The 22,846-nt window shown below is 61.4% G+C and carries 22 protein-coding genes; 9 read left to right on the forward strand and 13 right to left on the reverse strand.

Annotated elements, in window-relative coordinates; translation table 11 throughout:
- Positions 1-24 precede the first annotated feature (24 nt).
- From J4G32_RS16730 to J4G32_RS16740, 3 genes are all read right to left on the reverse strand, one after another.
- A complete protein-coding gene (locus J4G32_RS16730) occupies positions 25-1,122 on the reverse strand; it encodes an NADH:flavin oxidoreductase/NADH oxidase (protein ID WP_210496659.1) in 1,098 nt (365 codons plus the stop codon).
- A gap of 470 nt (positions 1,123-1,592) precedes the next feature.
- Positions 1,593-2,006 (reverse strand): hypothetical protein, encoded by a 414-nt coding sequence (locus J4G32_RS16735; protein ID WP_210496660.1) that lies wholly within the window; start codon positions 2,004-2,006, stop codon positions 1,593-1,595.
- 347 nt (positions 2,007-2,353) lie between these two features.
- Entirely contained in the window at positions 2,354-2,758 is a 405-nt protein-coding gene (locus J4G32_RS16740) for a YciI family protein (RefSeq protein WP_210496661.1), read from the reverse strand.
- 147 nt (positions 2,759-2,905) lie between these two features.
- Here J4G32_RS16740 and J4G32_RS16745 point away from each other — a divergent pair, with 147 nt between their 5' ends.
- Positions 2,906-4,345, forward strand: coding sequence for a DUF1254 domain-containing protein (locus J4G32_RS16745; protein ID WP_210496662.1), 1,440 nt, complete (start codon positions 2,906-2,908; stop codon positions 4,343-4,345).
- Between the two features lie 72 nt (positions 4,346-4,417).
- Here J4G32_RS16745 and J4G32_RS16750 read toward each other — a convergent pair whose 3' ends face one another.
- Positions 4,418-4,864, reverse strand: coding sequence for a MarR family winged helix-turn-helix transcriptional regulator (locus J4G32_RS16750; protein ID WP_210496663.1), 447 nt, complete (start codon positions 4,862-4,864; stop codon positions 4,418-4,420).
- A 79-nt stretch (positions 4,865-4,943) separates the two neighbouring features.
- Between J4G32_RS16750 and J4G32_RS16755 the strand changes: the two genes are divergently transcribed.
- From J4G32_RS16755 to J4G32_RS16775, 5 genes are all read left to right on the forward strand, one after another.
- On the forward strand, positions 4,944-5,714 hold the full coding sequence (locus J4G32_RS16755) for a VOC family protein (protein ID WP_210496664.1): 771 nt from the start codon (positions 4,944-4,946) through the stop codon (positions 5,712-5,714).
- Entirely contained in the window at positions 5,711-6,121 is a 411-nt protein-coding gene (locus tag J4G32_RS16760) for a VOC family protein (RefSeq protein WP_343232669.1), read from the forward strand. The genes J4G32_RS16755 and J4G32_RS16760 overlap by 4 nt, the downstream gene beginning before the upstream one ends.
- Before the next feature lie 127 nt (positions 6,122-6,248).
- The gene (locus tag J4G32_RS16765) at positions 6,249-6,908 is read left to right on the forward strand and encodes a glutathione S-transferase family protein (RefSeq protein ID WP_210496666.1); all 660 of its coding nucleotides are present in this window, start codon (positions 6,249-6,251) and stop codon (positions 6,906-6,908) included.
- A gap of 197 nt (positions 6,909-7,105) precedes the next feature.
- A complete protein-coding gene (locus tag J4G32_RS16770; protein ID WP_210496913.1) occupies positions 7,106-9,532 on the forward strand; it encodes an arylsulfatase in 2,427 nt (808 codons plus the stop codon).
- 76 nt (positions 9,533-9,608) lie between these two features.
- Positions 9,609-9,947, forward strand: coding sequence for a hypothetical protein (locus J4G32_RS16775; protein ID WP_246505182.1), 339 nt, complete (start codon positions 9,609-9,611; stop codon positions 9,945-9,947).
- On the opposite strand, the gene J4G32_RS16780 is transcribed toward J4G32_RS16775, so the two are convergent.
- The 9 genes from J4G32_RS16780 to J4G32_RS16820 all read right to left on the reverse strand — a co-directional run bounded on the left by J4G32_RS16780 (position 9,944) and on the right by J4G32_RS16820 (position 19,615).
- Positions 9,944-11,533, reverse strand: coding sequence for a malonate--CoA ligase (locus J4G32_RS16780; protein ID WP_210496668.1), 1,590 nt, complete (start codon positions 11,531-11,533; stop codon positions 9,944-9,946). The genes J4G32_RS16775 and J4G32_RS16780 overlap by 4 nt on opposite strands.
- Positions 11,530-12,924 (reverse strand): malonyl-CoA decarboxylase, encoded by a 1,395-nt coding sequence (locus J4G32_RS16785; RefSeq protein ID WP_210496669.1) that lies wholly within the window; start codon positions 12,922-12,924, stop codon positions 11,530-11,532. Before J4G32_RS16785 ends, J4G32_RS16780 begins: the two co-directional genes overlap by 4 nt.
- Before the next feature lie 8 nt (positions 12,925-12,932).
- Positions 12,933-13,988: an AbrB family transcriptional regulator gene (locus tag J4G32_RS16790; RefSeq protein WP_210496670.1), complete on the reverse strand. Its 1,056-nt coding sequence runs from the start codon at positions 13,986-13,988 to the stop codon at positions 12,933-12,935.
- A gap of 227 nt (positions 13,989-14,215) precedes the next feature.
- Positions 14,216-15,043: a cobalamin-binding protein gene (locus J4G32_RS16795; protein ID WP_210496671.1), complete on the reverse strand. Its 828-nt coding sequence runs from the start codon at positions 15,041-15,043 to the stop codon at positions 14,216-14,218.
- 87 nt (positions 15,044-15,130) lie between these two features.
- A complete protein-coding gene (locus J4G32_RS16800; protein WP_210496672.1) occupies positions 15,131-16,036 on the reverse strand; it encodes an isocitrate lyase/PEP mutase family protein in 906 nt (301 codons plus the stop codon).
- On the reverse strand, positions 16,033-16,686 hold the full coding sequence (gene leuD, locus J4G32_RS16805; RefSeq protein ID WP_210496673.1) for a 3-isopropylmalate dehydratase small subunit: 654 nt from the start codon (positions 16,684-16,686) through the stop codon (positions 16,033-16,035). The genes J4G32_RS16800 and leuD overlap by 4 nt, the downstream gene beginning before the upstream one ends.
- A gap of 13 nt (positions 16,687-16,699) precedes the next feature.
- A complete protein-coding gene (leuC, locus tag J4G32_RS16810; RefSeq protein ID WP_210496674.1) occupies positions 16,700-18,112 on the reverse strand; it encodes a 3-isopropylmalate dehydratase large subunit in 1,413 nt (470 codons plus the stop codon).
- A 43-nt stretch (positions 18,113-18,155) separates the two neighbouring features.
- Positions 18,156-19,037 carry an MBL fold metallo-hydrolase gene (locus tag J4G32_RS16815; RefSeq protein ID WP_210496675.1) on the reverse strand — a complete coding sequence of 294 codons (882 nt, stop codon included), beginning with the start codon at positions 19,035-19,037 and terminating at the stop codon, positions 18,156-18,158.
- A gap of 2 nt (positions 19,038-19,039) precedes the next feature.
- Positions 19,040-19,615 (reverse strand): carboxymuconolactone decarboxylase family protein, encoded by a 576-nt coding sequence (locus J4G32_RS16820; protein ID WP_210496676.1) that lies wholly within the window; start codon positions 19,613-19,615, stop codon positions 19,040-19,042.
- 131 nt (positions 19,616-19,746) lie between these two features.
- Here J4G32_RS16820 and J4G32_RS16825 point away from each other — a divergent pair, with 131 nt between their 5' ends.
- From J4G32_RS16825 to J4G32_RS16835, 3 genes are read left to right on the forward strand one after another with little or no spacing between them, the layout of a single operon-like run.
- The gene (locus tag J4G32_RS16825) at positions 19,747-20,745 is read left to right on the forward strand and encodes a LysR family transcriptional regulator (protein ID WP_210496677.1); all 999 of its coding nucleotides are present in this window, start codon (positions 19,747-19,749) and stop codon (positions 20,743-20,745) included.
- Positions 20,746-20,794: 49 nt separating this feature from the next.
- The gene (locus J4G32_RS16830; RefSeq protein WP_210496678.1) at positions 20,795-21,286 is read left to right on the forward strand and encodes a tripartite tricarboxylate transporter TctB family protein; all 492 of its coding nucleotides are present in this window, start codon (positions 20,795-20,797) and stop codon (positions 21,284-21,286) included.
- A gap of 2 nt (positions 21,287-21,288) precedes the next feature.
- A complete protein-coding gene (locus tag J4G32_RS16835; RefSeq protein ID WP_210496679.1) occupies positions 21,289-22,800 on the forward strand; it encodes a tripartite tricarboxylate transporter permease in 1,512 nt (503 codons plus the stop codon).
- Positions 22,801-22,846 lie beyond the last annotated feature (46 nt).

Raw genomic sequence — 22,846 nt, forward strand, 5'->3', positions numbered from 1 at the left:
CGTGCCCCGCGTTGCCCCGGTTCCTTACGTGTCAAACAGGTGACGATATCTGCTGGGCTGGGATCGGAGATATTGGTTCGGTGCCTTCACGGTCGCGCCTAGGTGGGCGGCCGCGTGCCAGGGCCAACGTGGATCGTACAAGATGGTGCGAGCCAGCGCCACAAAGTCGGCGTCTCCCGTGCCGACGATTGCCTCGGCTTGATCGTAACCGGTGATGAGACCGACCGCGATGGTCGGCAGGTTTGTCGCCGCCTTGACGGCGCGGGCAAGCGGCACCTGGTAGCCCGGCCCGATTGGGATTCTCTGGGCGGGCGTCAGGCCTCCGCTGGAGACGTGCATAGCACCGCAGCCTCGCGCCGCGAGCTCTTGTGAAAAGACGATGGTCTGATCGATATCCCACCCGTTCTCGGCCCAGTCGGTTCCAGATACACGCATACTGACGGGCCGCTCTGAGGGGAATGCCTCGCGGACAGCATCGAAGATTTCGAGGGGAAACCGCATCCGGTTTGCGAGGCTGCCGCCGTAGGCATCCTCCCGCTGATTCGCCAATGGCGAAAGGAATTGATGGAGCAGATATCCGTGCGCGCCATGGATCTGGATGGCGTCAAACCCGAGTCGCGCCGAGCGCTTGGCGGCATCTGCGAAAGCATTCCGAACGGCGCGAAGTCCGTCGTGATCGAGTGCGATCGGAGGATTCTCACCGTCAGTGAAAGCGAGGGCCGACGGTGCCACAGTCTGCCATCCACTGTCCTCGGCCGGCCGAATTTGGCCGCTCCCTTTCCAAGGGGCACGCGTGGAGGCCTTGCGGCCAGCGTGGGCAAGCTGAATGCCGATGGGCATGTCCGAGTATTGGCGTACTGTCTCGATCACGCGACCCAGGGCGCTTTCAGTCTCGTCGGACCAGAGCCCGAGATCGTCGGGGCTGATGCGTCCCTCGGGCAAGACAGCCGTTGCCTCGATCATCAGGCAGGCGGCTCCGGAGAGGGCGAGGCCGCCAAGGTGAATGACGTGCCAGTCGGTCGCGAGTCCCTCATGGGCGGAATACTGGCACATGGGCGCAATGACGATCCTGTTGCGCAATTCAAGATTGCCGAGACGAAACGGAGTGAACAGCGCGCTCATGAGATACCTTTGTGACCGGAGAATCCGGTCAGACCTTGGCGCGCATGCGATCGATGATCAAGCTCCTCGTCACCGAAGAGATCCGTCAGTACCCGTCATCCGGACTTTCAGGTCGCTATATCGGCGCGCATGTCGGGCTCCCGGCGAAGCACAGAGACCCGCAGACAAGGCGATGTCTGAGAGTCTCCACGCGGGTCGGCGGACCAGGTCCAAAACTGTCCAGCCGATCCGTTGCACACGCTGCCGCTCGCAGGTCGAGGCGAAAGATCGGCAGACGTCGTCAACGGTCATCTCGATGGTTCACACGTCGGAAGACGACAAGCGATCGCGTCTGGCTTCGATGGTCACCGACAGGCTCGGCGCCACCGGACTGGCGCCGAGGTAGCAATGTTCCCTGTTTGGCGCTCATCTCAAGCCGGATGTCGCGTCGCGCTTGCTTTCGCGCACAGGGACGGTGATCCGAGCGGAGTTCACCGAGCGCATTCCACGGCAACGCGTTCGTTGCTGCCGGGTACAAGGACGGTTCGGCACGGCATGCCGTTGATGATCTGGACCTCGTTGGGCGCCGCATAGGGGAAGAGCGAACCCGGTGTCCCGGAGAGCGAGCGGCCAGCCGTCTCATCGACCCGGATGCTGCCCGTCGTCGAAGGGTCGAACATGCGAGTCGCAATCGGCCCAGCGCACTCGACAGGCACGCGCACGTTGCTGCCCTGAACGAGAATGGTCCGACAGGGAACGCCGTTGATGATCTGAACCTCGTTTGGCGCTGCGTTCGGGAATAGCGATCCGGGGGTCCCCTGGATCGGGTTGGGCTGCGCGCTCGCGGCTCCGATTGAGCCCAGAACGGCCAGACTGGTACCGAGGAACATGGCAAACATCTTCATGAAGACCTCCCGTCCGCAGGTGGTGACGTGTCCCACTGTGCACATTGCGCCTGCGGGTCCGCTGTGCTGCACGGCTACGACGCGGCAGGCTCTGAAGAATGGCGCAACGGTGCCGAATGAATGTCCTCGGCACGTGTTGCAGCCGCCAGACAGGGCCTGGATCAGTCGTGACCTGCCTGACGCGGCACCTGGCCCATGGCAGGTCTCGCCGACATCATGTCCATGTTGCGATGGCTGTATTTGATCTTGATCAAACGGGCGCGCGCAATTCCGATGGTCGTCCAAACTTGGCGCGCATTGGATGGGTGGCCCGAATGTGTTGTCCGCCGACAGCGGCTCGCACGCGATTAGCCGGCTCGGTCACCGCGTTCCTTAACGGGCAAGGTCAACAAGTCGGCAAAATCTGATGCCTCGTAGAGCTCTCGGATCTCGATCTCGCTTGGTCCCGGCATGGGATTGGGGCAACGCTTGACCCAGGCCACTGCTTCTACCATGTCCTTCACGTGCCATAGCCAGAAGCCGGCGACCAGCGCGCGGGTCTCGGGAAATGGCCCATCGACCACGGTGCGGTCGGCCCCGTCGAAGGCCACACGCTTGCCTTTGGACGACGGCCGCAATCCGTCGCCGGCCAGAAGGATGCCTGCGCCGATCAGCTCTTCGTTAAATCGCCCCATGGCAGAGAGGAGCTCGGCGGACGGCAGGATGCCCGCTTCGCTCTCTATCGTCGCCTTCACCAGAACCATCACGCGCATGGGTTTGCCTCCGAGCTCCCGCTGGATGGAGCCTCTCCGGAAAAGTCAGAGCTCTCCACCTTTTTGTCAATCACAGGATCGAGGTCGGGGTCTAAGCTTGGGTGTATGCGCATTGGAGCCTGCCAATGCCTCTCCGGGGAGACAACCATGACGATTTCGCGTCGCGCCCTATCGGTCAGTGCTCTGGGACTGCTCGCCACCACATCTCTTGGGTCAACCGCTCGCGCCCTCGACGGACCGATCGTGAACCTGATCGAGGGAACGGAAGAGTTTGCGATAGCGGTCGAAGCCTACACCTTTGGCTATCCGCTTGTGACCATGGAAATGACGCGTCGCGTCCTGACCAATGTCCCTGCTGTGGAAGCCACGAAGGGGCCGATGGGTCAGGTCATCAAGGTGCGTGAATATCCGACAGCCTCCTTTCGCGACATTACGGCGCCAAACGCGGATACGCTCTACACGACCGCTTTTCTTGACGTGGGGCCGGAGCCATGGGTGTTCAGCATTCCCGCCATGGGCGACCGCTACGCCCTGTTTCCGATACTCGATGGCTGGACGAGCGTTTTCCAGGTGCCGGGCAAACGAACCACCGGGACAGCTGCCCAGACCTACGCGATTACGGGTCCTGGCTGGGAAGGCACTCTGCCGGAGGGAGTCGTCCAGTATGCCTCCCAGACAAGCCTAGTCTGGCTCCTTGGGCGGATCTACTGCACCGGCACACCCGAAGATTACAAAGTCGTCCATGCCCTTCAGGACGCTGTGAAGCTGGTGCCGCTGAGCGCTTATGGAAAGGCCTGGACGCCGCCAGCCGGCAAGGTCGATCTCACCATCGACATGAAGACGCCAGTTCGCGATCAGGTTAATCGCATGGATGCGATCGAGTACTTTACGCTCCTCTGCGATCTCATGAAGGGCAATCCGCCCTATGAGGCCGATGGGCCGATGCTGGAACGGCTCGCGCGAATCGGCATTGTGCCCGGTCAAGACTTTGACAGGAGTAAGTTCGATCCACTCTTCGCCAGACGCGTCCCGCAAGTGGCGTTCGACCGCATCATGCTTCACTTCAAATTCAGCGGCGGCGACGTCAAGGACGTCAACGGTTGGGGATTCACCACGAAGACCGGGCTCTACGGGACAAACTATATCCAGCGTGCGCTCGTCACGGCAATCGGGCTCGGCGCGAACAGACCGCAGGACGCCGTCTATCCGACGTCGAAGTCCGAAGGCGGCATGCTGAGCCGTGCCTACAATGGGTCAGAAAAGTACGTCCTCTCCTTCAAGAAGGGAAAGACCCCTCCGGTCAGCGGATTCTGGTCGTTGACGATGTACGACGAGGACTATTTCTTCGTCGAGAATCCGATTAACCGGTACTCGATCAGCGTGCGGCAGAACCTCAAGGCGAACCCGGACGGCTCGATCGATCTCTACCTTCAAAACGCGTCGCCCGGCCCGGGCAAGGAGTCCAACTGGCTGCCCGCGCCCAAAGGCAAGTTCACGCTGATGATGCGGCTTTATTGGCCCAACGAAGGCGACCCCTCGATCATCGACGGGTCGTGGGTGCTGCCACCTGTCAAGAAGGTGAGTTGAACAGGACCCATCGTGATGCGGAGGTGAAGGGCTCCCAACTCCGAGGATCAGCAATGCCCGAGGACGAGAATCTTACGCAAGTGACGTGAGGGCGTGTCTCAGGCCTGCCACGTCCAATCCCGCCACCCCGCGCTCGATTTTCTCATGGGTCCGCTCCCAGATCGGGATCGCCGCAATCAAGACCTCTCGTCCGGGGTCGGTCAAAGTCAGCAACCTGCTGCGCTTGTCAGCCGGATCAGTCTCGACTGCCAAGAGGCCACGCCGGCCAAGAGGCTTCAGGTTCGCGGTCAGCGTCGTCCTGTCCATCGCGAGAAGCGCCGCCACTGAGCCGATCGAGGCTGGCTTGGGCCGGTTGAGCGACATGAGCAGTGAAAATTGTCCGCTGGTAAGGCCTACGGGGCGCAGCGCGATATCGAAGCGGCGCGCCAGCGCGCGGGCTGCACGCTGGGCGTGAAGACACAGACAAGTGTCTCGAACGAGCAGGGTCGTCTCGAACGGAATCGTGGTTGACGTCGGCATGCTCCATATGCGTTGATATCAACCATACTGTCAACGCGGATCCATCCTCTGATAAAAACCTGCCATGGGAGACGAAACGATGTCGGAGTCTGAAGGCACCTTCGTGTGGTACGAACTCATGACGAGCGATCTTGACTCGGCGCAGGGCTTTTATCGCGACGTTGTCGGATGGCAGACCGAAGATTTCGGCAGGACTGATTTCCGCTACACGATTCTGAGAGCGGGCGACGCACGCATAGGCGGCGCAATGGCGCTGCCCGCGGAGGCCTGCGAGGCTGGCGCGAAGCCTGGCTGGATCGGTTATATCGGGACAAGCGACGTGGACGCCACGGCCGCACGGGTCGTCAACGCCGGAGGCGCGATCCTTCGCCCCGCAGAGGATATCCCCGACGTTGGACGATTTGCGGTCGTGGCCGACCCGCAGGGGGCCGCCTTTGTGCTGTTTCGCGGAACCGGCTCCGTTTCGGAAAAGCCTTCTCCATGGGCGCCCGGACATGTTGGCTGGCACGAACTCCATGCGGCCGAGTGGAATTCTGCTTTCGCCTTCTATGAGGAAATGTTCGGTTGGCAGAAGGCCGAGGCGATGGATATGGGCCAGATGGGCAAGTACCAGCTCTTCTCGGCCGGTGCTGATCCGATCGGCGGGATGATGACCAAGATGGAGGCAATCCCGAAACCGTTCTGGCTATACTACTTCAATACGCCAGACATCGACGCGGCCATGAAGCGCGTCGTTGCCGGTGGAGGACAGGTGCTCAACGGGCCGCATGAGGTCCCTGGCGGGGCCTGGATCATCCAATGCGCGGATCCGCAGGGCGCGATGTTCGCGATGGTCGGTGGACGGACGTGACCGGGATACGCGACAAGCGTGACGCCTTGCTTCGGACCAAGACGTCATCCGCCATCGTGGCGGTGCGGGATATCGCCCGTGCGCGCTTGTTCTATGCGCATGTGCTGGGGCTGGAAGTTGCCGATGAGGCCATGGAGGGGGTGATCGCCTTCAAGACGGGTGCGACTGTCTTGATCGTCTATCAATCCGACACTGCGGGGAGCAACCGAGCCAATGCGGTCGTTTGGGATTGCGGCGATCAGATCGATGCTATTATCGGCCAACTTGCCGCCAATGGTGTCACGTTCGAGCATTATCCCGACAGCGAGCAGATGCATCTCGAGGGTGATGTCCATGTATCGGGGAAGATGAAGATGGCGTGGTTCAAAGACCCGGACGGCAACATCCTGCACCTCAACAGCATGTAGAAGAGCTGCATCTCAGACCAACCCGCGCCGGTGCCGCAGAGGCTGCGCCCGCCGGGAACAGTTGGGAAGACGACGCTGCATCAGCTGCGCAAGCCCGGGAAGAGTGCCTTCAAGGGAGAATAAGTTCATGTCGTTGACGCTCTACGCGCACCCATTCTCGTCGTATTGCCAGAAGGTTCTCGTCGCGCTCTACGAGAACGCCACATCCTTTCACTGGCGCATGCTTGGTCCCGAGGATCCGGGTGCGGCCGGCGAGCTGGCGACGCTGTGGCCTTTCAAGCGCTTTCCGGTGCTTGTCGACGGTGGTCGAACCGTTGTCGAGTCGAGCATCATCATTGAACATCTCGGACTGCACCACCCGGGGCCAGTCAGGCTGATTCCGGAGGATGCCCACGCGGCTCTCGAAGTGCGGATGATGGATCGGTTCTTCGACACCTACATCATGACGCCTCAGCAGAAAATCGTGTTCGACAGCCTCAGGGACCCCGCAGACCGTGACAAAGCTGGCGTTCAGGATGCGCGCGCTATGCTTGATGTAGCGTACGGGTGGCTCGATGATCGGATTGCCGGCAGGCAATGGGCTGGGGGCGGGTCCTTCAGCCTTGCTGACTGCGCGGCTGCGCCCGCTTTATTCTACGCTGATTGGTCGCATCCGATCAGTGCCGAATTTGCGCAGGTCCGTGCCTATCGAACACGTTTGCTCAACCGGCCATCCTTCGCGCGGGCAGTGGACGAGGCTCGGCCCTATCGCTCGCTCTTCCCGCTGGGAGCGCCCGACCGCGATTGATGGCAGACCCGCGCCTTGTCGAGGACAGAGCGCAGCTTCAACACGAAGGGCGCGCTCCAGGATGATCCTTGCCGCGGTCGGTCGTCATTCCCGACATTTTCCCAGCCTGAGGGATCTGGACTTGTGGGGCGTGATGCTCCCAGCGTACCTTTAGGTTAGGGTGAGGCCGTTCTGGCCGGCGGGAGCGTTCCATGGCAATGTTCAATCGCACCCTCTTGGCGAGCGTGGGTCTGCTGGCCCTCACTTGTGTTTCTGCGCTGGCTCAGCAGATTACCGGTACGCCGGGATCCCCCGGCGCAACAACCACCCTTGACGGCAAACAGCTTCCACCGCCCGATCCGGCATTCGGTGGCGTTATCCGCCAGAAGGCTTCTGACTCGCAGGCCTGGTGGGCTCCCCGTATTGTTCCGCCGAAGGGTGCGCCTAATGTGCTGCTCATCATGACGGACGATGTCGGCTTCGGCGCGCCCGGCACATTCGGCGGCGTCATTCCGACCCCTGCGCTCGATCGCATCGCCAACGCTGGCCTGCGATATACGAACTTCCACTCAACCGCGCTCTGCTCTCCGACCCGCGCCGCCCTCATCACAGGGCGCAACCATCATGTGGCCGGATTTGGCGTGGTGGGCGAGGCAGCAACCGGATTCCCCGGCTACGACTCGATCATCCGGAAGGAGACCGGGACGATCGGCACGATCCTGCGGGACAACGGATACGCCACCTCGTGGTTCGGCAAGGACCACAATACGCCATTCTATCAGGCAACGCAGGCCGGACCCTTCGACCAGTGGCCCAACGGGATGGGCTTTGAATATTTCTATGGCTTTGTGGGTGGCGATACCAGCCAGTGGCAGCCGAACCTTTTTCGCAACACGACCCCGATCTACCCCTTTGAGGGCAAGCCAGGTTGGAACCTCACGACGGCCATGGCGGACGAAGCCATTCAGCACATGAAGCAGGTGAAGGCGGTTGCGCCCGAGAAGCCGTTCTTTGTCTATTATGTGCCCGGCGGCACGCATGCGCCGCACCACCCGAGCCCGGACTGGATCAAGACGATCAGCGACAAGCATCTCTTCGATGAGGGGTGGAACAAGCTGCGCGAGACGATCTTCGCCAATCAGAAGCGCCTTGGGATCATGCCCCCTGACGCTCAACTGACGGCATGGCCCAAGGGGCTCCCGGAATGGGACAGCCTCGGCTGGGAGGAGAAAAAACTCTTCGTCAAGCAGGCTGACGTCTACGGCGCGTATCTCGCCTATACGGACAATGAGATCGGCCGCGTCATTCAGACCGTCGAAGACATGGGTCAGCTCGACAATACGCTGATCATCTATATCAGCGGAGACAACGGCGCGAGCGCCGAGGGGATGCTGGACGGTACGCCGAACGAGTTTACTTTTTTCAACGGCGTCCAGGTTCCGGTCAAGGATCAGTTCCTCTGGTACCCGTTCTGGGGTTCGGAGCGGACATTCCCACATTTTGCAGCAGGCTGGGCGTGGGCGATGGACACGCCCTTCAAGTGGGTCAAGCAGGTAGCGTCACATTTTGGTGGAACCGCACAGGGCGTGGCCATGTCGTGGCCCGGTCATATCAACGACCAGGGCGGCATCCGTCGCCAGTTCCATCATGTGATCGATATCGTGCCGACCATTCTCGAAGCGACCGGCGTTTCGGCTCCCCATACGATCGACGGCATCAAGCAGCGTGCGATCGACGGCGTCAGTATGGTGTCCACATGGGACAAGGCCAACGCGACCACAGCAACCCGGCACACCACGCAATATTTCGAAATGCTCGGCAATCGCGCGATCTATCACGAAGGTTGGGTCGCCGCGACAACGCCCGCCAATCTGCCTTGGGCCCCAAGTACCGACACACCTCCGGATGTGATCGAGGGCTATGCGTGGGAGCTCTACAATGTCCTGGAGGATCCCACGCAGTCCAATGATCTTGCCGCCACGATGCCGGAGAAGGTGAAGCAGTTGCAGGCAATCTTCTATCTCGAAGCCGAGAAGCATGACGTTCTGCCGCTCGACAACTCAACCCTTGCGCGTTTCGTGGCGCCGCGTCCAAGTCTCACCGAGGGACGCAAGGTATTCACTTATACCGGGGGGATGACGGGCGTGCCCAACAGCGGTGCGCCCAATATCATGAACAAGTCTTATTCGATCACGGCAGAGGTTGACATCCCGGATGGCGGCGCCGAGGGGATGATTGTCACCGATGGCGGGCGGTTTGGCGGTTATGGACTCTTTCTGACCAAGGGCGAGTTCGGCTTCGGGCGAAGCAAGGTCGTTTTTCTCTATAACCTGCTCGATCTGAAACGGACGACCTGGGAGGGCCCCGAATTGACGTCCGGCAAGCACACCATTGTTTTCAACTTCAAATCCGATGGACCCGCGTTGGGCAAGGGTGGAACGGGCGTTCTGTCCGTGGATGGACGGGAGGTAGCCCGGAACTCCATGGAGCATACCACGCCGATCACCTTCCCGGAGGACGAGTCCTTCGACATCGGAGAAGACACCCGCACACCCCTTGCGCTGATCGAACATCGTTATGATGTTCCGTTCAAGTTTACCGGCAAAATCAACAAGCTGACGTTCGACTTGGCGCCCCAGCCGTGACAGAGTCGATCGCTCGCAGACGGAACAATCGGTTCGGAGATACTGGGGACTTGTCGACACCATGCGGAAAGTGCTGATGCTCGCGGCTATCGCTGAAGTTGCTACTGGACTGGCCCTGATTTTCGTTCCGTCCGTCATCGCGCTTTTGCTGATCGGCTCGGGCGTCGAAGGCGTCGCGGCGGCGCTCGCCAGGGTGGCCGGTATCGCACTGATCGGATTGGGGATTGCCTGTTGGCCCGGACCGCCAACGGTGGGGATGTTGACCTACAGCACGGCGGTCGCAGTCTACCTGGGATATCTGGGATATTCAGAGAGCTTCACGGGGCCTCTGCTTTGGCCGGTCGTTGTCCTCCACTTGGTTCTGTCAGCATTCCTGGCGGGGAGCATCATACGAACGCCGCAGAACGCGGGCTAAGGGTTGCGCCCTCGATCTTCCGCATAAGGGCCGTAGAGTCCCTGATGTATCTCGCGCAGGACATTCTTCTGCACTTTGCCCATGGCATTACGCGGAAGATCGTCGGCGAACAGGATCCGCTTCGGCAGCTTGAACCGCGCGAGCCTGCCATCCAGCGCGTCGAGGATCGCCCGCTCGTCCACTGGCGAACCGGCTGCGCACACGACGACGGCAGTCACGGCCTCGCCCAGATCGCCGTGAGGCAGGCCTATCACGGCACTTTCGAAGACACCCGGAACGGCATCGATCTCATCCTCCACCTCCTTGGGATAGACGTTGAACCCGCCGGTGATGACCAGATCCTTGCCGCGCCCCACGATGAAGACGTAGCCGCGCGCATCGCATTTGCCCAAGTCCCCGGTGATGAAGAAACCATCTGGCCGAAACTCCGAGGCGGTCTTCTCCGGCATGCGCCAATAACCATGGAACACGTTCGGCCCTCTCACCTCGATCATGCCGATCTCGTTGGTGGGCAGGATCTCACCGCTTTCGGAATCTGTCACCCGAAGCGAGATGCCGGGGAGGGGGAAGCCGACGGAGCCGGGCAGTCTCTCCCCGTCATACGGGTTGGAGGTATTCATGTTAGTTTCGGTCATGCCATACCGTTCCAGGATCGCATGACCCGTCCGGGCTTTCCACGCGCGGTGGGTCTCCGCCAGCAAAGGTGCAGAGCCTGACACGAAGAGCCGCATGCGAGCCGTCGATGCCGCCGTCAATCCGGCGTGCTGCAACAGGCGCACATAGAAGGTCGGGACGCCCATCAACGTGGTTGCCGAAGGCATCCGCGCGAGCACCTCGTCGGCGTCGAACTTGGGCAAGAAGATCATCGATGCGCCCGAAAACAGCGTCACGTTGCTGGCCACGAACAGGCCATGCGTATGGTAGATCGGCAGTGCATGGATCAGCACGTCGTCGGGGGTAAATCGCCACGTCTCGATGAGTGTAAGGGCGTTCGACATCAGGTTGTCGTGGCTGAGCATTGCTCCCTTGGAGCGGCCTGTCGTGCCTGAGGTGTAGAGGATGGCCGCAAGGTCCGATCCCGCTCGGCCAACCGTTTGGAAATCGTTTGATTGTTGATCGCAAAGCGCCATCATCGTTCCGTCGCCATCAGCATCCATCGTGAGTGTTCCAGCGCCAACACGGCTGGCGAGGTCTCCTACTCCCTCGAGCTTGGCGGGATCGCATATGACGAGAGCCGGCTCGGCATCGTCGATGAAATAAGCCAGTTCGGTCAATGTGTAGGCAGTGTTGAGTGGCAGGTAGACGGCGCCCGCGCGGATCGTTGCAAGATACAGGACGAGGGCAGGAACAGACTTTTCCACCTGGACAGCCACCCGATCGCCGGGTTTCACGTGGCTTGCCACGAGCGCATTGGCTAGCCGACCCGAAAACCGCACGAGATCATCATACGTGAAGCGCGCACCGTCCTCGGCAACGATGGCCGTCCTGGTGCCGTCCGCAATGGTGGCAACCAGTCGGTCAAACAGGTTGGCGCTGGCGGCCTCGGATTGCGCGCTGAGGGGAAGTTGGGCGGATGTCTCAGTCATGGCATCGATACCGGATCGGAAGAGGAGGAATCGGCCCGCAGAAGTTTGCGGACGGCGGGGGAAGCAGCGACGGTTCCCTTCTCGACGAAGGATTCGTGGTTCTTTTCGATGTCGTCAAGGCCATACAGGTAGTTCACCATGAGGCCGTGAGATTGCTCCATGCCCTTCTGGGACACGTCGCCAAACACATTCAGCCGTTCGAGGCGAGCACCGTTTCCAAGATGGAAGCGCGCCACCGGATCCAGCGGCCGGCCGCGCGGGCTCTTGGCGCGCAGCAGATAAGCGGCGGCCGCCTGCAGAAGCACGGGCGACAGGACTTCACGGCCGGGCCTGTCGTCTTCCCAGCCCGGAGCGTAGAGACTGGCAATGGCCGACCTCATGCCAGGCGTCAGCCATCTCGCGCTGTCATCCATCCTCTCCCTCGCGAGCCACGCGGCAAAACCCGGAACCGGCGAGAGGGTGACGAACGTCTTCAGCCCAGGCAATTCCGCCTTGAGATTGTCCACCACCTGCTTGATCAGGAAGTTGCCGAACGAGACGCCCTTGAGGCCTTTCTGAGTATTGGAGATGGAATAGAAAACGGCCGTCGTTGCGGTGGAAACGGGAATCGTGGTGCGGTCTGGATCAAGCAGAGGGCTGATAGCGGCCGGAATATCCCGCGTGAGCGCGACCTCGACGAAGATGAGTGGCTCGTCGACCAGTTGTGGATGAAAAAACCCGTAGCAGCGGCGATCCTCTGGCTCCAGACGGTTGCGAAGATCATCCCAATCCCCGATCGCGTGCACGGCCTCATAGCGAATGATCTTCTCCAGGATATTGGCGGGCGTCGTCCAATCAATCCTTCGCAAGACAAGAAAGCCTCGGTTGAACCACGATGAAAACAGATGCGCAAAATCCGCGTCAACCACTTTCAATTCAGGATGTAGCCGGCTGAGGCCCGCCACCTCTTCACGAATCCGGATCAGCGCCGCAGTGCCGCCTGGGGCGAGGTTCAAGCGCCGAAACAATTCCTGCCGGCGCGGTTCCGAAGCTGCATGCAGGGCATTCAGCGCGTCCGCACCCCCATCCTGGCGAAAGGCGTCGACGGCTGCTTCCACGCGGCTACGGTCAGGGCCGAATTGCGCTGCCAGAGCCTTCAGGAAAGTCAGGCGTTCGAGGGACTCTGCGGCCTGGAAGTGGGACAGCAGGGTCTGGGCCAGCGCGACACCTGAGGCTTCCCCGCGGCGGGATAAAAGCAATTCGCCGAGCGCCACCAGGTCGACGCCTGGCATGGTCCTGCGCGCACCGACAGGCTCCAGCAGAGCACGGCCGCGCTTTGTCAAGGTATCGATCAGATCCGAGAAGAACGCCGAGGCGCCGGTGCCGACAGGAGTGGCATTGTCGCGCTTCATGGGAGACCTCAACTGTTCTTGTGCAGGGTACGGAACAGGGCGGGTGTCGCGACCACCAGATAGATCGATCTGAACACGTGACAGGCCACGACAAAAGCGACTTCAATGCCCATGGCAAAGGCGACGACGGTCATCTCGGCGAGGCCGCCCGGCGCGAAGGCCAGCAGCAACGCGGGGAGTGAGGCCGGAACGAACAGGCTGCAGACCGTTGCGGCCAACAGCGCCAAGCAGAGCATGACAACCGTCCACGCGAGCCCCTGCAGAATCGACGTATGGAATTCCCGCCAGGTTACCCCTGCGAATCTCGATCCGGCGACGCAGCCGATGACGACTTGCATGAGGGCAACAAGCCAAGCGGGAGGGGGAAGGTCGGTCAACCCCGCGCAGTGAACGATGGCGCTGAGGAGAAGGGGCACAACCATCAGGCCGCCGTAGGCCTTCAGAGGCTTTCCCATGGCGTAGCCAATCGCAGCACATCCAAGCAGCACGACCCAGTCGGCTCCCGTCAGCGCGGGTCGCAGGCCCGCAAGGGCCGCAACTGCTGCGAGCTCGCCCGGTGCGATCAGGCGAACCGCGAATGGAACGGCGAAGACGACCGTGATGATCCTGACCGAGTGGACGAGGACCAGTTGACGCATATTCCCGCCATACTGAGCGCCGAGCAACGTCAGTTCACCGAGGCCACCGGGCGTCGAGGCAAAGAATGCCGTCGCCTTGTCGAACCGGCATACGCGCATGAAATAGAGTGTGCCGAGGCCGGTGAGCAGCAGGAAGAACGCCATCAAGGCCGGGATTACCTGCCACCATGTTGAAATGGAGCGAGCCACCTCGAGTGTGAAAGCGCTTCCTGCCATGACCCCGATGATCGGCCGCGCGAGACTGCGCGCGGAGGCCGGGAGCCTCCAGCTGATTCCTGACATGGCCAGGATGGCGGCCGCCGTCATGGATCCCAGCGTCCAGGGAAGGGGAATGTTTAAAAGCAGGAACACCGCGCCGCCCGCGCCGCCGCACGCCAGTGCCAGAACGGCATTCTTAGCAGACGAACCAAAAGCGAAGGGTGACATGGGTAAGGCGTCCGAACCGGGGTGAGGGGCAGATCTTGCTTCAGGAATCGTCGTACTGTCTCCCGTCGTCGGGGGCGTCGTTGCAGGCCGTCATGCCGTCGCAGCAATGACTGATGCCGGATCCACCACAATCATCGCACGGCAGGACCGGTGGCGCTGTCGCTCGGGAGACGACGGTCGCTTCCGAAGGCTTCCAGGCCAAAAGGTGACCCGTCCCGTGACATGTCTCACACCGCATCTGTCGTCTCCCCTCTCCCATGCGCCTGTCTCAGGTGCCACGCTTTGACGATGGCATGAAGGCGCTCAAGACCATCCGTGAGCGCCGCAGGCCCGGGCTGTAGCACGATCGTGCTGTTGATCTCGAACAGGGCGTTTTCACACACCGCCGGAATAGCATCGAAGCCCGGCCGTTCAGCCAATCGGCGCGGAATGAACTTCTTGCCGCACCACGAGGCGATGATTAAATCCGGCGATGCGGCGATGACCTCCTCGGGCTGGACCACCCGAGCTCGGGCGCCGGGCGCAAGGGCTCGCTCCGCGAAGACATCGACTCCGCCTGCCACGGTGATCAGTTCAGACACCCACTGAATGCCGCAGACCGTCGGCTCATCCCATTCCTCGAAATAGACGCGAGGCAGTGATGTCCATCCCACAGCGGCAGATCGTATGGTGTCGATCCGTTTTTCGAGCGAATGAGCAAGCGTTGTTGCGCGCTCGGAACAGCCCACAAGGGCCCCGAGCGTTTGGATCATCGCCAGAATGCCCGCAATGGTGCGCTGGTTGAAAGCGTGGACGGCGACGCCGTTGCGAATGAGGTCCGCGACGATATCGGCCTGAAGATCCGAGAAGGTGAGCACCAGATCGGGATCGAGCGCCAGAATCCGGGGCAGATCGGCCGTGGTAAACCCTGAAACGCGTGGCTTCTCGCGACGGATGCGGGGCGGCCTGACCGCGAAGCCTGTGACACCCACCACGCGGTCCTGCTCACCCAGCAGATAGAGTGTCTCGGCCGTCTCGGCGCTCAGGCACACGATGCGGCTGGGAGGATATGTCATCCGACAGCTGGCATGGGCCGGAGCCGCGCAGACAGGAACGCCCGCTTCCGAAAGGTCACCTCAGATGCGACTTTGACTGTCTGTTGTCTAATCATCGGGATTGCGCCGCTTGGCCAGCAACAGCGACGCCTCGGTGTCGTAGCTTTCTTCGCGCCTCATCTGCATCTCAAGGCCCACCAATTCGTAGTAGGTTTCGAGAGGTATCAGGTGCTCGCCCAGCGACGCAACCGACCGGTCGCGTTTCAGTGTGCGCAGCACCTGCCTGACGGCCTGGGCGGCTGCAAACAGCGTCACAGACGGTAAAGTCGCCCCAGACACTCCGATGGCTTCGAGCTCGTCCGGGCTGGCATGCCCGCCGCCTGCCGCCTGCGACAGGGTTGCGAAGTGAGGGCCGGGGACCTCGCGCAGAACGCGCGCAATGCCGGTCAGCGAATCGATGCCCTGCGGCTTTGCCATGTCCACGCCCGCGTCCATAAAGAGCTGGCAGCGGGCGATGGCTGCGTCTTCGCCCTCAATGGCCGCGACGTCCGTTCGGGCACAGATGACGAGATCCTCATCGTGACGCGCATCGAGCGCAGCCTTGATCTTCGAGAGCATCTCCCCGATCGGAATCACCTGCTTCCCGGGCAGATACCCGCAGCGGCTCGGGAACACCTGATCGGTAAGAAACAGTCCGGCGACGCCTGCGCGTTCGAATGCCTTGACCGTCTGGCGCACGTTGTTGACACCGCCAAAACCCGTGTCCGCATCCGCATAAACCGGTATCGAGACCGCATCGCAAATGCGGCCGTAATGGTCTGCGAAGTCGCGCATATTCGACTGGCCGGTATCAGGCTGGCCGAGCAGACTGCCGGCCGCCGCATATCCGCCCGCTACCATCGCGTCGAAGCCCTGCTCCTCGATCAGGCGAGCGGACAGGCCGTCATAGGCGCCTGGCATGAGCATGAGCCCAGGTGCCGCAATCAGTCGTCTGAACTGCTGGCGGAGGCTCACAATACATTCTCCTGGACTTCAGCCGGCTCCCATCGGATTGCGCTCTGAAGCCATGGCGAGGCTGCCCGCGTGCGTGTCTCCCATGCGGCGATGTCCTGCTGATGCTTCAATGTCAGCCCGATATCGTCCAGACCTTCCAGCAGTCTGATTCGGTCGGCCGCTGCAATCTCGAAGGGGATAGGCGCACCCCCAGGGCCGCTGATTGTCTGGCTGTACAGATCGACAGCAAAGGGCTCTGCGCCGTCAGACGCCAGCACGCGCGCTTCGAATGCGACAGCCGCTTCCATCGGCAACTCGATGGGAAGCACGCCGTTCTGCAGGCAGTTCTCGCGATAAAGATCCGCAAGGCTTCGCGCGATGATGCAGCGGATGCCAACCGCAACCAGAGCCCAGACAGCCGCTTCCCGGGAACTTCCGCAGCCAAAGTTATGGCCGGCCACGAGGATGCGCGGTTCCGCGAATTGCGGCCTGTTCAACACGAAATCGGGATCGAGAGTGTCGTCGTCCCTCCGACGGGCGCGGAAGAACAGCAACTCGCGATAATCCGGCTTCAGGCTGCGCTTCGTTGGCACGGGAGCGATCTGGTCGGTGTTAATGTCGTTCTCCAGCATGGGAACCGCAGCACCACTGATGGTCGTGAAAGGCGTCATGGGTCGCTCCCGGTCAGAAAGAAGAACGTTGGTCGACAATGCGCCCTGCAATGGCAGCGGCAGCAGCCATTTCCGGACCGACGAGATGGGTTCTCACGCCTCTCCCCTGACGGCCCTCGAAGTTGCGGTTCGTCGTCGACACACAGCGGTCACCGGGAAGCCCCCTGTCACCGTTGCTGCCCGCGCACATGGAGCACCCGGATTCACCCCATAGGAAACCGGCGTCGAGAAACACCCGGTCCAGCCCTTCGCTTTCGGCTTGGCGCTTGACGGTTGTGGAGCCAGGAACAACCAGGGCCTGAACGCCGGCGGCGACCTGGCGTCCGCGAATGATATCGGCGGCTGCCCGCAGGTCGGTAATCCTGGCATTGGTGCAAGAACCGATGAAGATGCGGTTGACCGGGAGTCCGAGGAGCGAGGTTCCCGGTTCAAGGCCCATATAGGCGAGCGCCCGTTCCATTTTGGCTTTCGTTTCCGGATCGGCTGCGAGGTCCGGGACACGCTGCGTGATCCCGATCACCTGACTGGGGTCCGTGCCCCAGGTAATCTGCGGCTCAAGTCCTGCGCAGTTGATCACGACCTCGCGGTCGAAGAACGCCTCATCATCGCTCGTCAGCGTTCGCCAATGGGCGAGCGCTCGATCCCACTCCGGGCCCCGTGGCGCATAGGGCCTCCCTTCGAGCCACGCAAAGGTGGTGTCGTCGGGTGCAACGAAGCCGGAGCGCGCGCCCATCTCGATCGTCAGATTGCAAAGGGTCAGGCGGCTCTCGATGGACATGGCCCGCGCGACCGCACCCGCGTATTCAATGGCGTATCCCCGCCCGCCGGAAACCCCGATCTCAGCGATGATACGAAGTGCGACGTCCTTGGCCGTGACGAAAGGGCCGAGGCTGCCGTCGAGCCGGACGCGCATGCGCTTCGGCCGTTTCAGGGCGATGGTCTGGGTCGCGAGGATGTGCTCAAGTTCCGTTGTGCCACAGCCGAAAGCCAGCGCACCCAGGCCGCCAACCGTGCATGCATGGCTGTCGGGGACGGCGTGTGTTGCCCCTGGCAAAACCATGCCGAGTTCGGGGGCCACCACATGTGAAATGCCCTGTTCGGCATCGTCGATATCGAACAGACGAATCCCGTTGCGGTAGCTGCCAGCCCGCATCGCCCTCAGAAACTGCGCGCTGTCCGGGTTCGTCGTCTCGGTCCGTCCCGGCTTGGTCGCTACTGTGTGATCCTGCATCGAGAACGTTAGGTCTGACCGACGGACACCGCGTGAGGCGGCCTGGAGCTTTTCAAATGCGTGGGGCGCGTGAAGTTCGTGGAGCACGTGCCGGTCGATGTAGATGATGTCACGCCCGTCGAGCCGTTGTGTCACGAGATGGGCGGACCACAGCTTGTCAAAAAGTGTCTGGGGCTGATAGGGCGATACCGACATCGCTATACTCCGCAAAAATTGGTCGAAGGAACCGGCACCGGCGTCACCACGCCGCGGGCACGAAACTGAAGCGTCCGGATTTCTCGTTCACATAGCCGCAATAGGGGGCGCCAAAATGCATCGGCATGATCAGGGCATGGGTCGCGGCGGCCTGCGCCAGAAGCCGGGCGCGGGTTTCGCGGGCTTCGTCCGGCAGCACGCAGTATCGCGAGTTGAGGGTCGGATCGGTGATCTGAAAAGGATTGTGCATCACGTCCGCGGCAAATATTCCATGTTCGCCGTGAGATCGCAGGTGATACATCAATTGTCCTGGCGTGTGCCCCGGCGCCCGCTCTGCGACGAGGCAGCCCGCGACCTCGTCGCCGTCACCGGCGCTGATTGTCATACCGGCTTCAATCAACGGGACTACGCTGTCAACGTAGGAGCCGCCGTTCACGCCAGTCTCACCGCGCGCGTAAGCTGAGGCGAGCGCTGATGCATCCACCATCGGCAGCACATGCATTGCGCGGGGAAATGTCGGCACCCAGCCCTTGTCAGTGAGCGTCGTATTCCACCCCACGTGATCCGCATGAAGATGTGTGTGAACCACATGAGTCACGCACTCGGGCGTTGCGCCGGTCGCCATGAACCACTCCATCCACAAGGAGTTCAGCATGTTCTGGCGCTCGGCGGAGCGCGTCTTGCGGTTTCCGACCCCTGTGTCGATCAGGATCACCTTGTTGTCGATTTCGACCATCCAGATCTGCACTGTCACGATCAGCTTGTTGGCTTGAGGACTCCAGTGATGTGGGGCCAGCCAGTGGGCCTGCTCCTCGAGATCGGATAATGCGAGGTCGGGGAACAGGAAAGCCGGATGGTGCGTCGGGCCTGAATACTCGATCACGGTTGTGACGCGCGCATCGCCGATCATGCGGGAGTGTATCATCGTCAGCCTTCCGCACCCGGGGACGCATCTGGGAATGGTGGCGCTTGCCCGGCAGCCGGCGGGCTCTCGAAAACGTTCAGCATCGTGGCGATCATTGTGTAATAGCCCAGGATCCCCAGCAATTCGACGGTCCCCGCATCGCCGAGGAAAGCGTGCAGATCCTGATACGTCGTATTGGAGACGCGCAGGGTTGTATGAAGTTCGGTGACGAACGCGTAGACCGCGCGCTCGTCGGCCTCGGCGAAATCCGGCGTGCCACACGCGTGAACCACATCGATGACGGCCGGCGACAAACCCGCACGCTCGGCAATCGGCCGATGGGCCGACCATTCATACTGACAACGCCAATGCGCAGCCGTGATCAGGATGACCAGTTCCGAGAGGCGTGCCGGGAGGGACGTTCCAAACCGGCAATGGGCGCCCAATTGCTGTGCGATGTCGCCAAAGGCAGGCGCGTGGAGAAAGATCTCGAACGGCCCACGTGTCGCGCCGACGCCTCGCGGACCGGCCTGTATCCGCCGCCTCAGCTCAGCCTGGGCAGGTGTCAGGTTGCCATCTGTGAGAACAGTCAATCGCATCGTTAAGCCTTGGATGATCGAGCGGTCTAGACAAGTCGTACCCAAATAGATAATAATTAATCCAATGAACATCCAATACTAAAATAAGTATAAAAGATACTTGGATGGCTATGGGTAGGGAGCAGTTAGATATGCGCGAAATTGACTCTGGGATAACTTTACAGAAGCTCGAGATATTTTGCTGCGTCGCGGAACTCGGAAGCGTCACGCGGGCGGCTGAACGCATCGGAATTGCCCAACCGGTCGTGACCGCCCACATTCGCAGTCTTGAGACAAAGCTTGGTGTCCGGCTGGTCGGCCGAACCGGTCGCAACATCAGCCTGACGGAAGCCGGTCAACGGGTATTCTCGTGGGCATCCGAGGTTGTGGCGAGCAAACGGCAGATGGAACGCGAGATCCAGAGCCTGGTGGGCGGCGCCCTTGCCAACGTGTCGGTTGCGGCATCGATCACCACCGGTTCGTACATGCTGCCGGACGTCGTGATTGCCTTTCACAGCTCGCACCCGGAAGCCACCATTTCCACGCATGTGTCCAACTCGCGATCAGCCTCTGAGGCCGTGCGCAACGGAGAATGCGATTTTGGTCTCATGATCCCGGAAGATGAGAATGCGTCGAAGGATCTGATTGTCGAGGCGTTGTGGAGCGAGCCGCTGATCCTGGTCGCATCGCCCACCACGCGCATTGTCGGAGAGACAGTCGATATTGCCGGCTTGGCCGGCCTCCCGTTCGTGACGGGCCCACGCTCGCTCACGCGCCGGGTCGCGGAGGACGCAAAGCTCCTCGATCTCGGCGTCGTGCGTCATAACATCGTGCTCGAACTCGGCCATCCAGAATCGATCAAGCGCGCCGTTCGCTCGGATGTCGGTGTCAGCCTGCTGTTTGAAACGGCCGTCCGCGAAGAGCTGGAGCGCGGTCTGTTGAACCGCATTGCGGTTCCCGGATTGGACCTCTCCATTCCAATCGTTCTGGTCTACCGGCGCGACAAGAGTTTCAGCCGGCTGCAGAGCGCGATGATCGAGAAAATTCGGGGCTTGGCGCCGCAAAATGCTGCGGTCAAGCCATCCGCGTCGCGCACCGCGTCTCCAAAACTCGCGTGGACACGCACTGGCGGGCGTAGCACGGCCGAATAATTCCGGCGACCTGCTCCTGGTGTTCGACACCTCAAACTTTGAGAAGAGCATGATCAAATCCAGTGGGACTGGCCTGAACAGACGGGCGCTGATCAGTGGCGACGTTGCCGCCGGCATTGTGCTGACAGGCCTTGGCATTTTCATCCTCACCCAGACTCAACGGTGGGCGTTCTCGAATGCGGACGGACCCGGGCCAGGCTTCTTTCCATCCTGGTACGGTGTCGCCATCATCCTGCTGTCGATCGCGCTCATCGTCGGGAAACTGCGCCAGCCGAGCACCGGCGAACGGCAGCCCATTGACTGGCGCTCGATCGCCCGTGTCATGCTGACCTGGGGCGCCTTCTGCCTCACAGTCGTTCTGCTTGAGCCGCTCGGTTTTGCCATCGGGTTTACTCTTCTGACCATCGTTCTCATTCGCTTCGTGTTCGAGAAATCGTGGCGTGCGGCAGTGGTGACAGGCGTCCTGAGTTCGCTTGCGTTCGAGCTCATCTTTCCATTCGCGCTCGGCGTTCAGCTCCCCGTCGGCTTGGTAGGTTTCTGACGATGGACACGTTCTCCGGCCTTCTCCACGGCTTCTCAGTCGCCTTTCAGCCCGCAAACTTGTTCTGGTGCTTTGTCGGGTGTTTCCTTGGCACCATCGTGGGCATCTTGCCGGGGCTTGGTCCCGCGGCGACGATTGCGATGCTGCTGCCGCTCACCTTCCAGATGGACCCCTCTGGCGGCATCATCATGCTGTGCGGGATCTATTACGGCGCCAAGTATGGCGGATCGACCACCTCGATCCTGCTTAACATGCCCGGCGAGGCCTCGTCCGTGGTCAGTTGCCTCGACGGGTACCAGATGGCCCGCAAGGGTCGCGCCGGGGCAGCACTGGGCATCGCGGCGATCGCCTCGTTCATCGCCGGCACCGTTGGTGTGGTTGCTCTCACGGTTGTGGCGCCGCCCATCGCTGCGTTCGCTCTGTCATTCAGTTCACCCGAGTACTTCGCTCTCATGTGCCTGGGTCTGTCACTTGTCGTACTGTTGACCGGTCCTTCTCTCGTGAAGGGATTGCTTTCACTGCTGATCGGCCTCTGGCTCGCCAGCATCGGAACGGACCTGTTTACCGCACAATCGCGCTTCACGTTTGGTCGCAGCGAGCTTCTGGGCGGGATCGAATTCATGATTGTAGCGATCGGAGTCTTCGCCCTGAGCGAAGTGCTGGCCAGTATCGAGAACCGCGAACAGACCCGCCTTCTTCCGGTTCCCCGGGGGTTGCGCAATCTGCTTCCGAGCTGGGAAGAGTTGAAGGCGTGCCGCTTTGCGTTCCTCAATGGCTCGGTTGTCGGTTTTATCGTCGGTGTCCTGCCCGGGGCTGGATCCGCCATTGCGTCGTTTATCTCCTACGGTGTCGAGAAGGCAGTTTCTCGCCATCCGGAGAAGTTCGGTACCGGTGTCCCGGAAGGGTTGGCAGCGCCTGAGGGTGCCAACAACGCAGATACCGGCGGGGCGCTCGTGCCTCTGCTCACGCTCGGCATCCCGGGCGGCGGGACGACCGCAATCCTGCTCTCGGCTCTCGTTTTTTGGGGAATCAAGCCGGGCCCGCTCATGATCACGGAATCGCCTGATATCTTCTGGGGCCTCGTGGCGAGCATGTATATCGGCAACGTCGTGCTGCTCATTCTGAACCTGCCGCTGGTTCCGCTGTTCGCGCAGATCCTGCGCATTCCTGTCTATGTCCTGTTTCCGCTGATCTTCGGCATCGCCATCGTGGGCGCCTACAGTACGTCAGGACAGATTTTCGACGTGGCGCTGCTCGCGATCTTCGGATTACTCGGCTACCTGATGGTGAAGTTCGGATTTCCGACTGCGCCCTTGATCCTCGGCTTCGTGCTGGGTGATCCCATGGAGCGTGCCCTTCGTCAGTCCCTGATGATGTCACAGGGTGACTTCTTGCCGATGCTATCGCGTCCACTCGCGGCAGGAATGCTGTGCCTCGCGGTTCTGATCCTGCTCGTCCCCTTTCTGGGACAAATCAACCGGTGGCGCGTGCGGGCCATTACCGAGACCGTCTAGTCGACACACCAACCGACACCATCCCGCCAAGACAATAAGGAGGAAA

This window comes from Microvirga antarctica, assembly GCF_017921815.1.
In the GTDB taxonomy this organism is placed as follows: domain Bacteria; phylum Pseudomonadota; class Alphaproteobacteria; order Rhizobiales; family Beijerinckiaceae; genus Microvirga; species Microvirga antarctica.

Coding starts and splice junctions, on each gene's coding strand:
- J4G32_RS16775 (WP_246505182.1), top strand. CDS start 9,609: ATGCTCGCGGCTATCGCTGAAGTTGCTACTGGACTGGCCCTGATTTTC.
- J4G32_RS16755 (WP_210496664.1), top strand. CDS start 4,944: ATGTCGGAGTCTGAAGGCACCTTCGTGTGGTACGAACTCATGACGAGC.
- J4G32_RS16830 (WP_210496678.1), top strand. CDS start 20,795: ATGATCAAATCCAGTGGGACTGGCCTGAACAGACGGGCGCTGATCAGT.
- J4G32_RS16735 (WP_210496660.1), bottom strand. CDS start 2,006: ATGAAGATGTTTGCCATGTTCCTCGGTACCAGTCTGGCCGTTCTGGGC.
- J4G32_RS16730 (WP_210496659.1), bottom strand. CDS start 1,122: ATGAGCGCGCTGTTCACTCCGTTTCGTCTCGGCAATCTTGAATTGCGC.
- J4G32_RS16745 (WP_210496662.1), top strand. CDS start 2,906: ATGACGATTTCGCGTCGCGCCCTATCGGTCAGTGCTCTGGGACTGCTC.
- J4G32_RS16785 (WP_210496669.1), bottom strand. CDS start 12,924: ATGAAGCGCGACAATGCCACTCCTGTCGGCACCGGCGCCTCGGCGTTC.
- J4G32_RS16820 (WP_210496676.1), bottom strand. CDS start 19,615: ATGCGATTGACTGTTCTCACAGATGGCAACCTGACACCTGCCCAGGCT.
- leuD (WP_210496673.1), bottom strand. CDS start 16,686: ATGACGCCTTTCACGACCATCAGTGGTGCTGCGGTTCCCATGCTGGAG.
- J4G32_RS16770 (WP_210496913.1), top strand. CDS start 7,106: ATGTTCAATCGCACCCTCTTGGCGAGCGTGGGTCTGCTGGCCCTCACT.
- J4G32_RS16750 (WP_210496663.1), bottom strand. CDS start 4,864: ATGCCGACGTCAACCACGATTCCGTTCGAGACGACCCTGCTCGTTCGA.
- J4G32_RS16740 (WP_210496661.1), bottom strand. CDS start 2,758: ATGCGCGTGATGGTTCTGGTGAAGGCGACGATAGAGAGCGAAGCGGGC.
- J4G32_RS16780 (WP_210496668.1), bottom strand. CDS start 11,533: ATGACTGAGACATCCGCCCAACTTCCCCTCAGCGCGCAATCCGAGGCC.
- J4G32_RS16795 (WP_210496671.1), bottom strand. CDS start 15,043: ATGACATATCCTCCCAGCCGCATCGTGTGCCTGAGCGCCGAGACGGCC.
- J4G32_RS16765 (WP_210496666.1), top strand. CDS start 6,249: ATGTCGTTGACGCTCTACGCGCACCCATTCTCGTCGTATTGCCAGAAG.
- J4G32_RS16835 (WP_210496679.1), top strand. CDS start 21,289: ATGGACACGTTCTCCGGCCTTCTCCACGGCTTCTCAGTCGCCTTTCAG.
- leuC (WP_210496674.1), bottom strand. CDS start 18,112: ATGTCGGTATCGCCCTATCAGCCCCAGACACTTTTTGACAAGCTGTGG.
- J4G32_RS16790 (WP_210496670.1), bottom strand. CDS start 13,988: ATGTCACCCTTCGCTTTTGGTTCGTCTGCTAAGAATGCCGTTCTGGCA.
- J4G32_RS16815 (WP_210496675.1), bottom strand. CDS start 19,037: ATGATACACTCCCGCATGATCGGCGATGCGCGCGTCACAACCGTGATC.
- J4G32_RS16825 (WP_210496677.1), top strand. CDS start 19,747: ATGCGCGAAATTGACTCTGGGATAACTTTACAGAAGCTCGAGATATTT.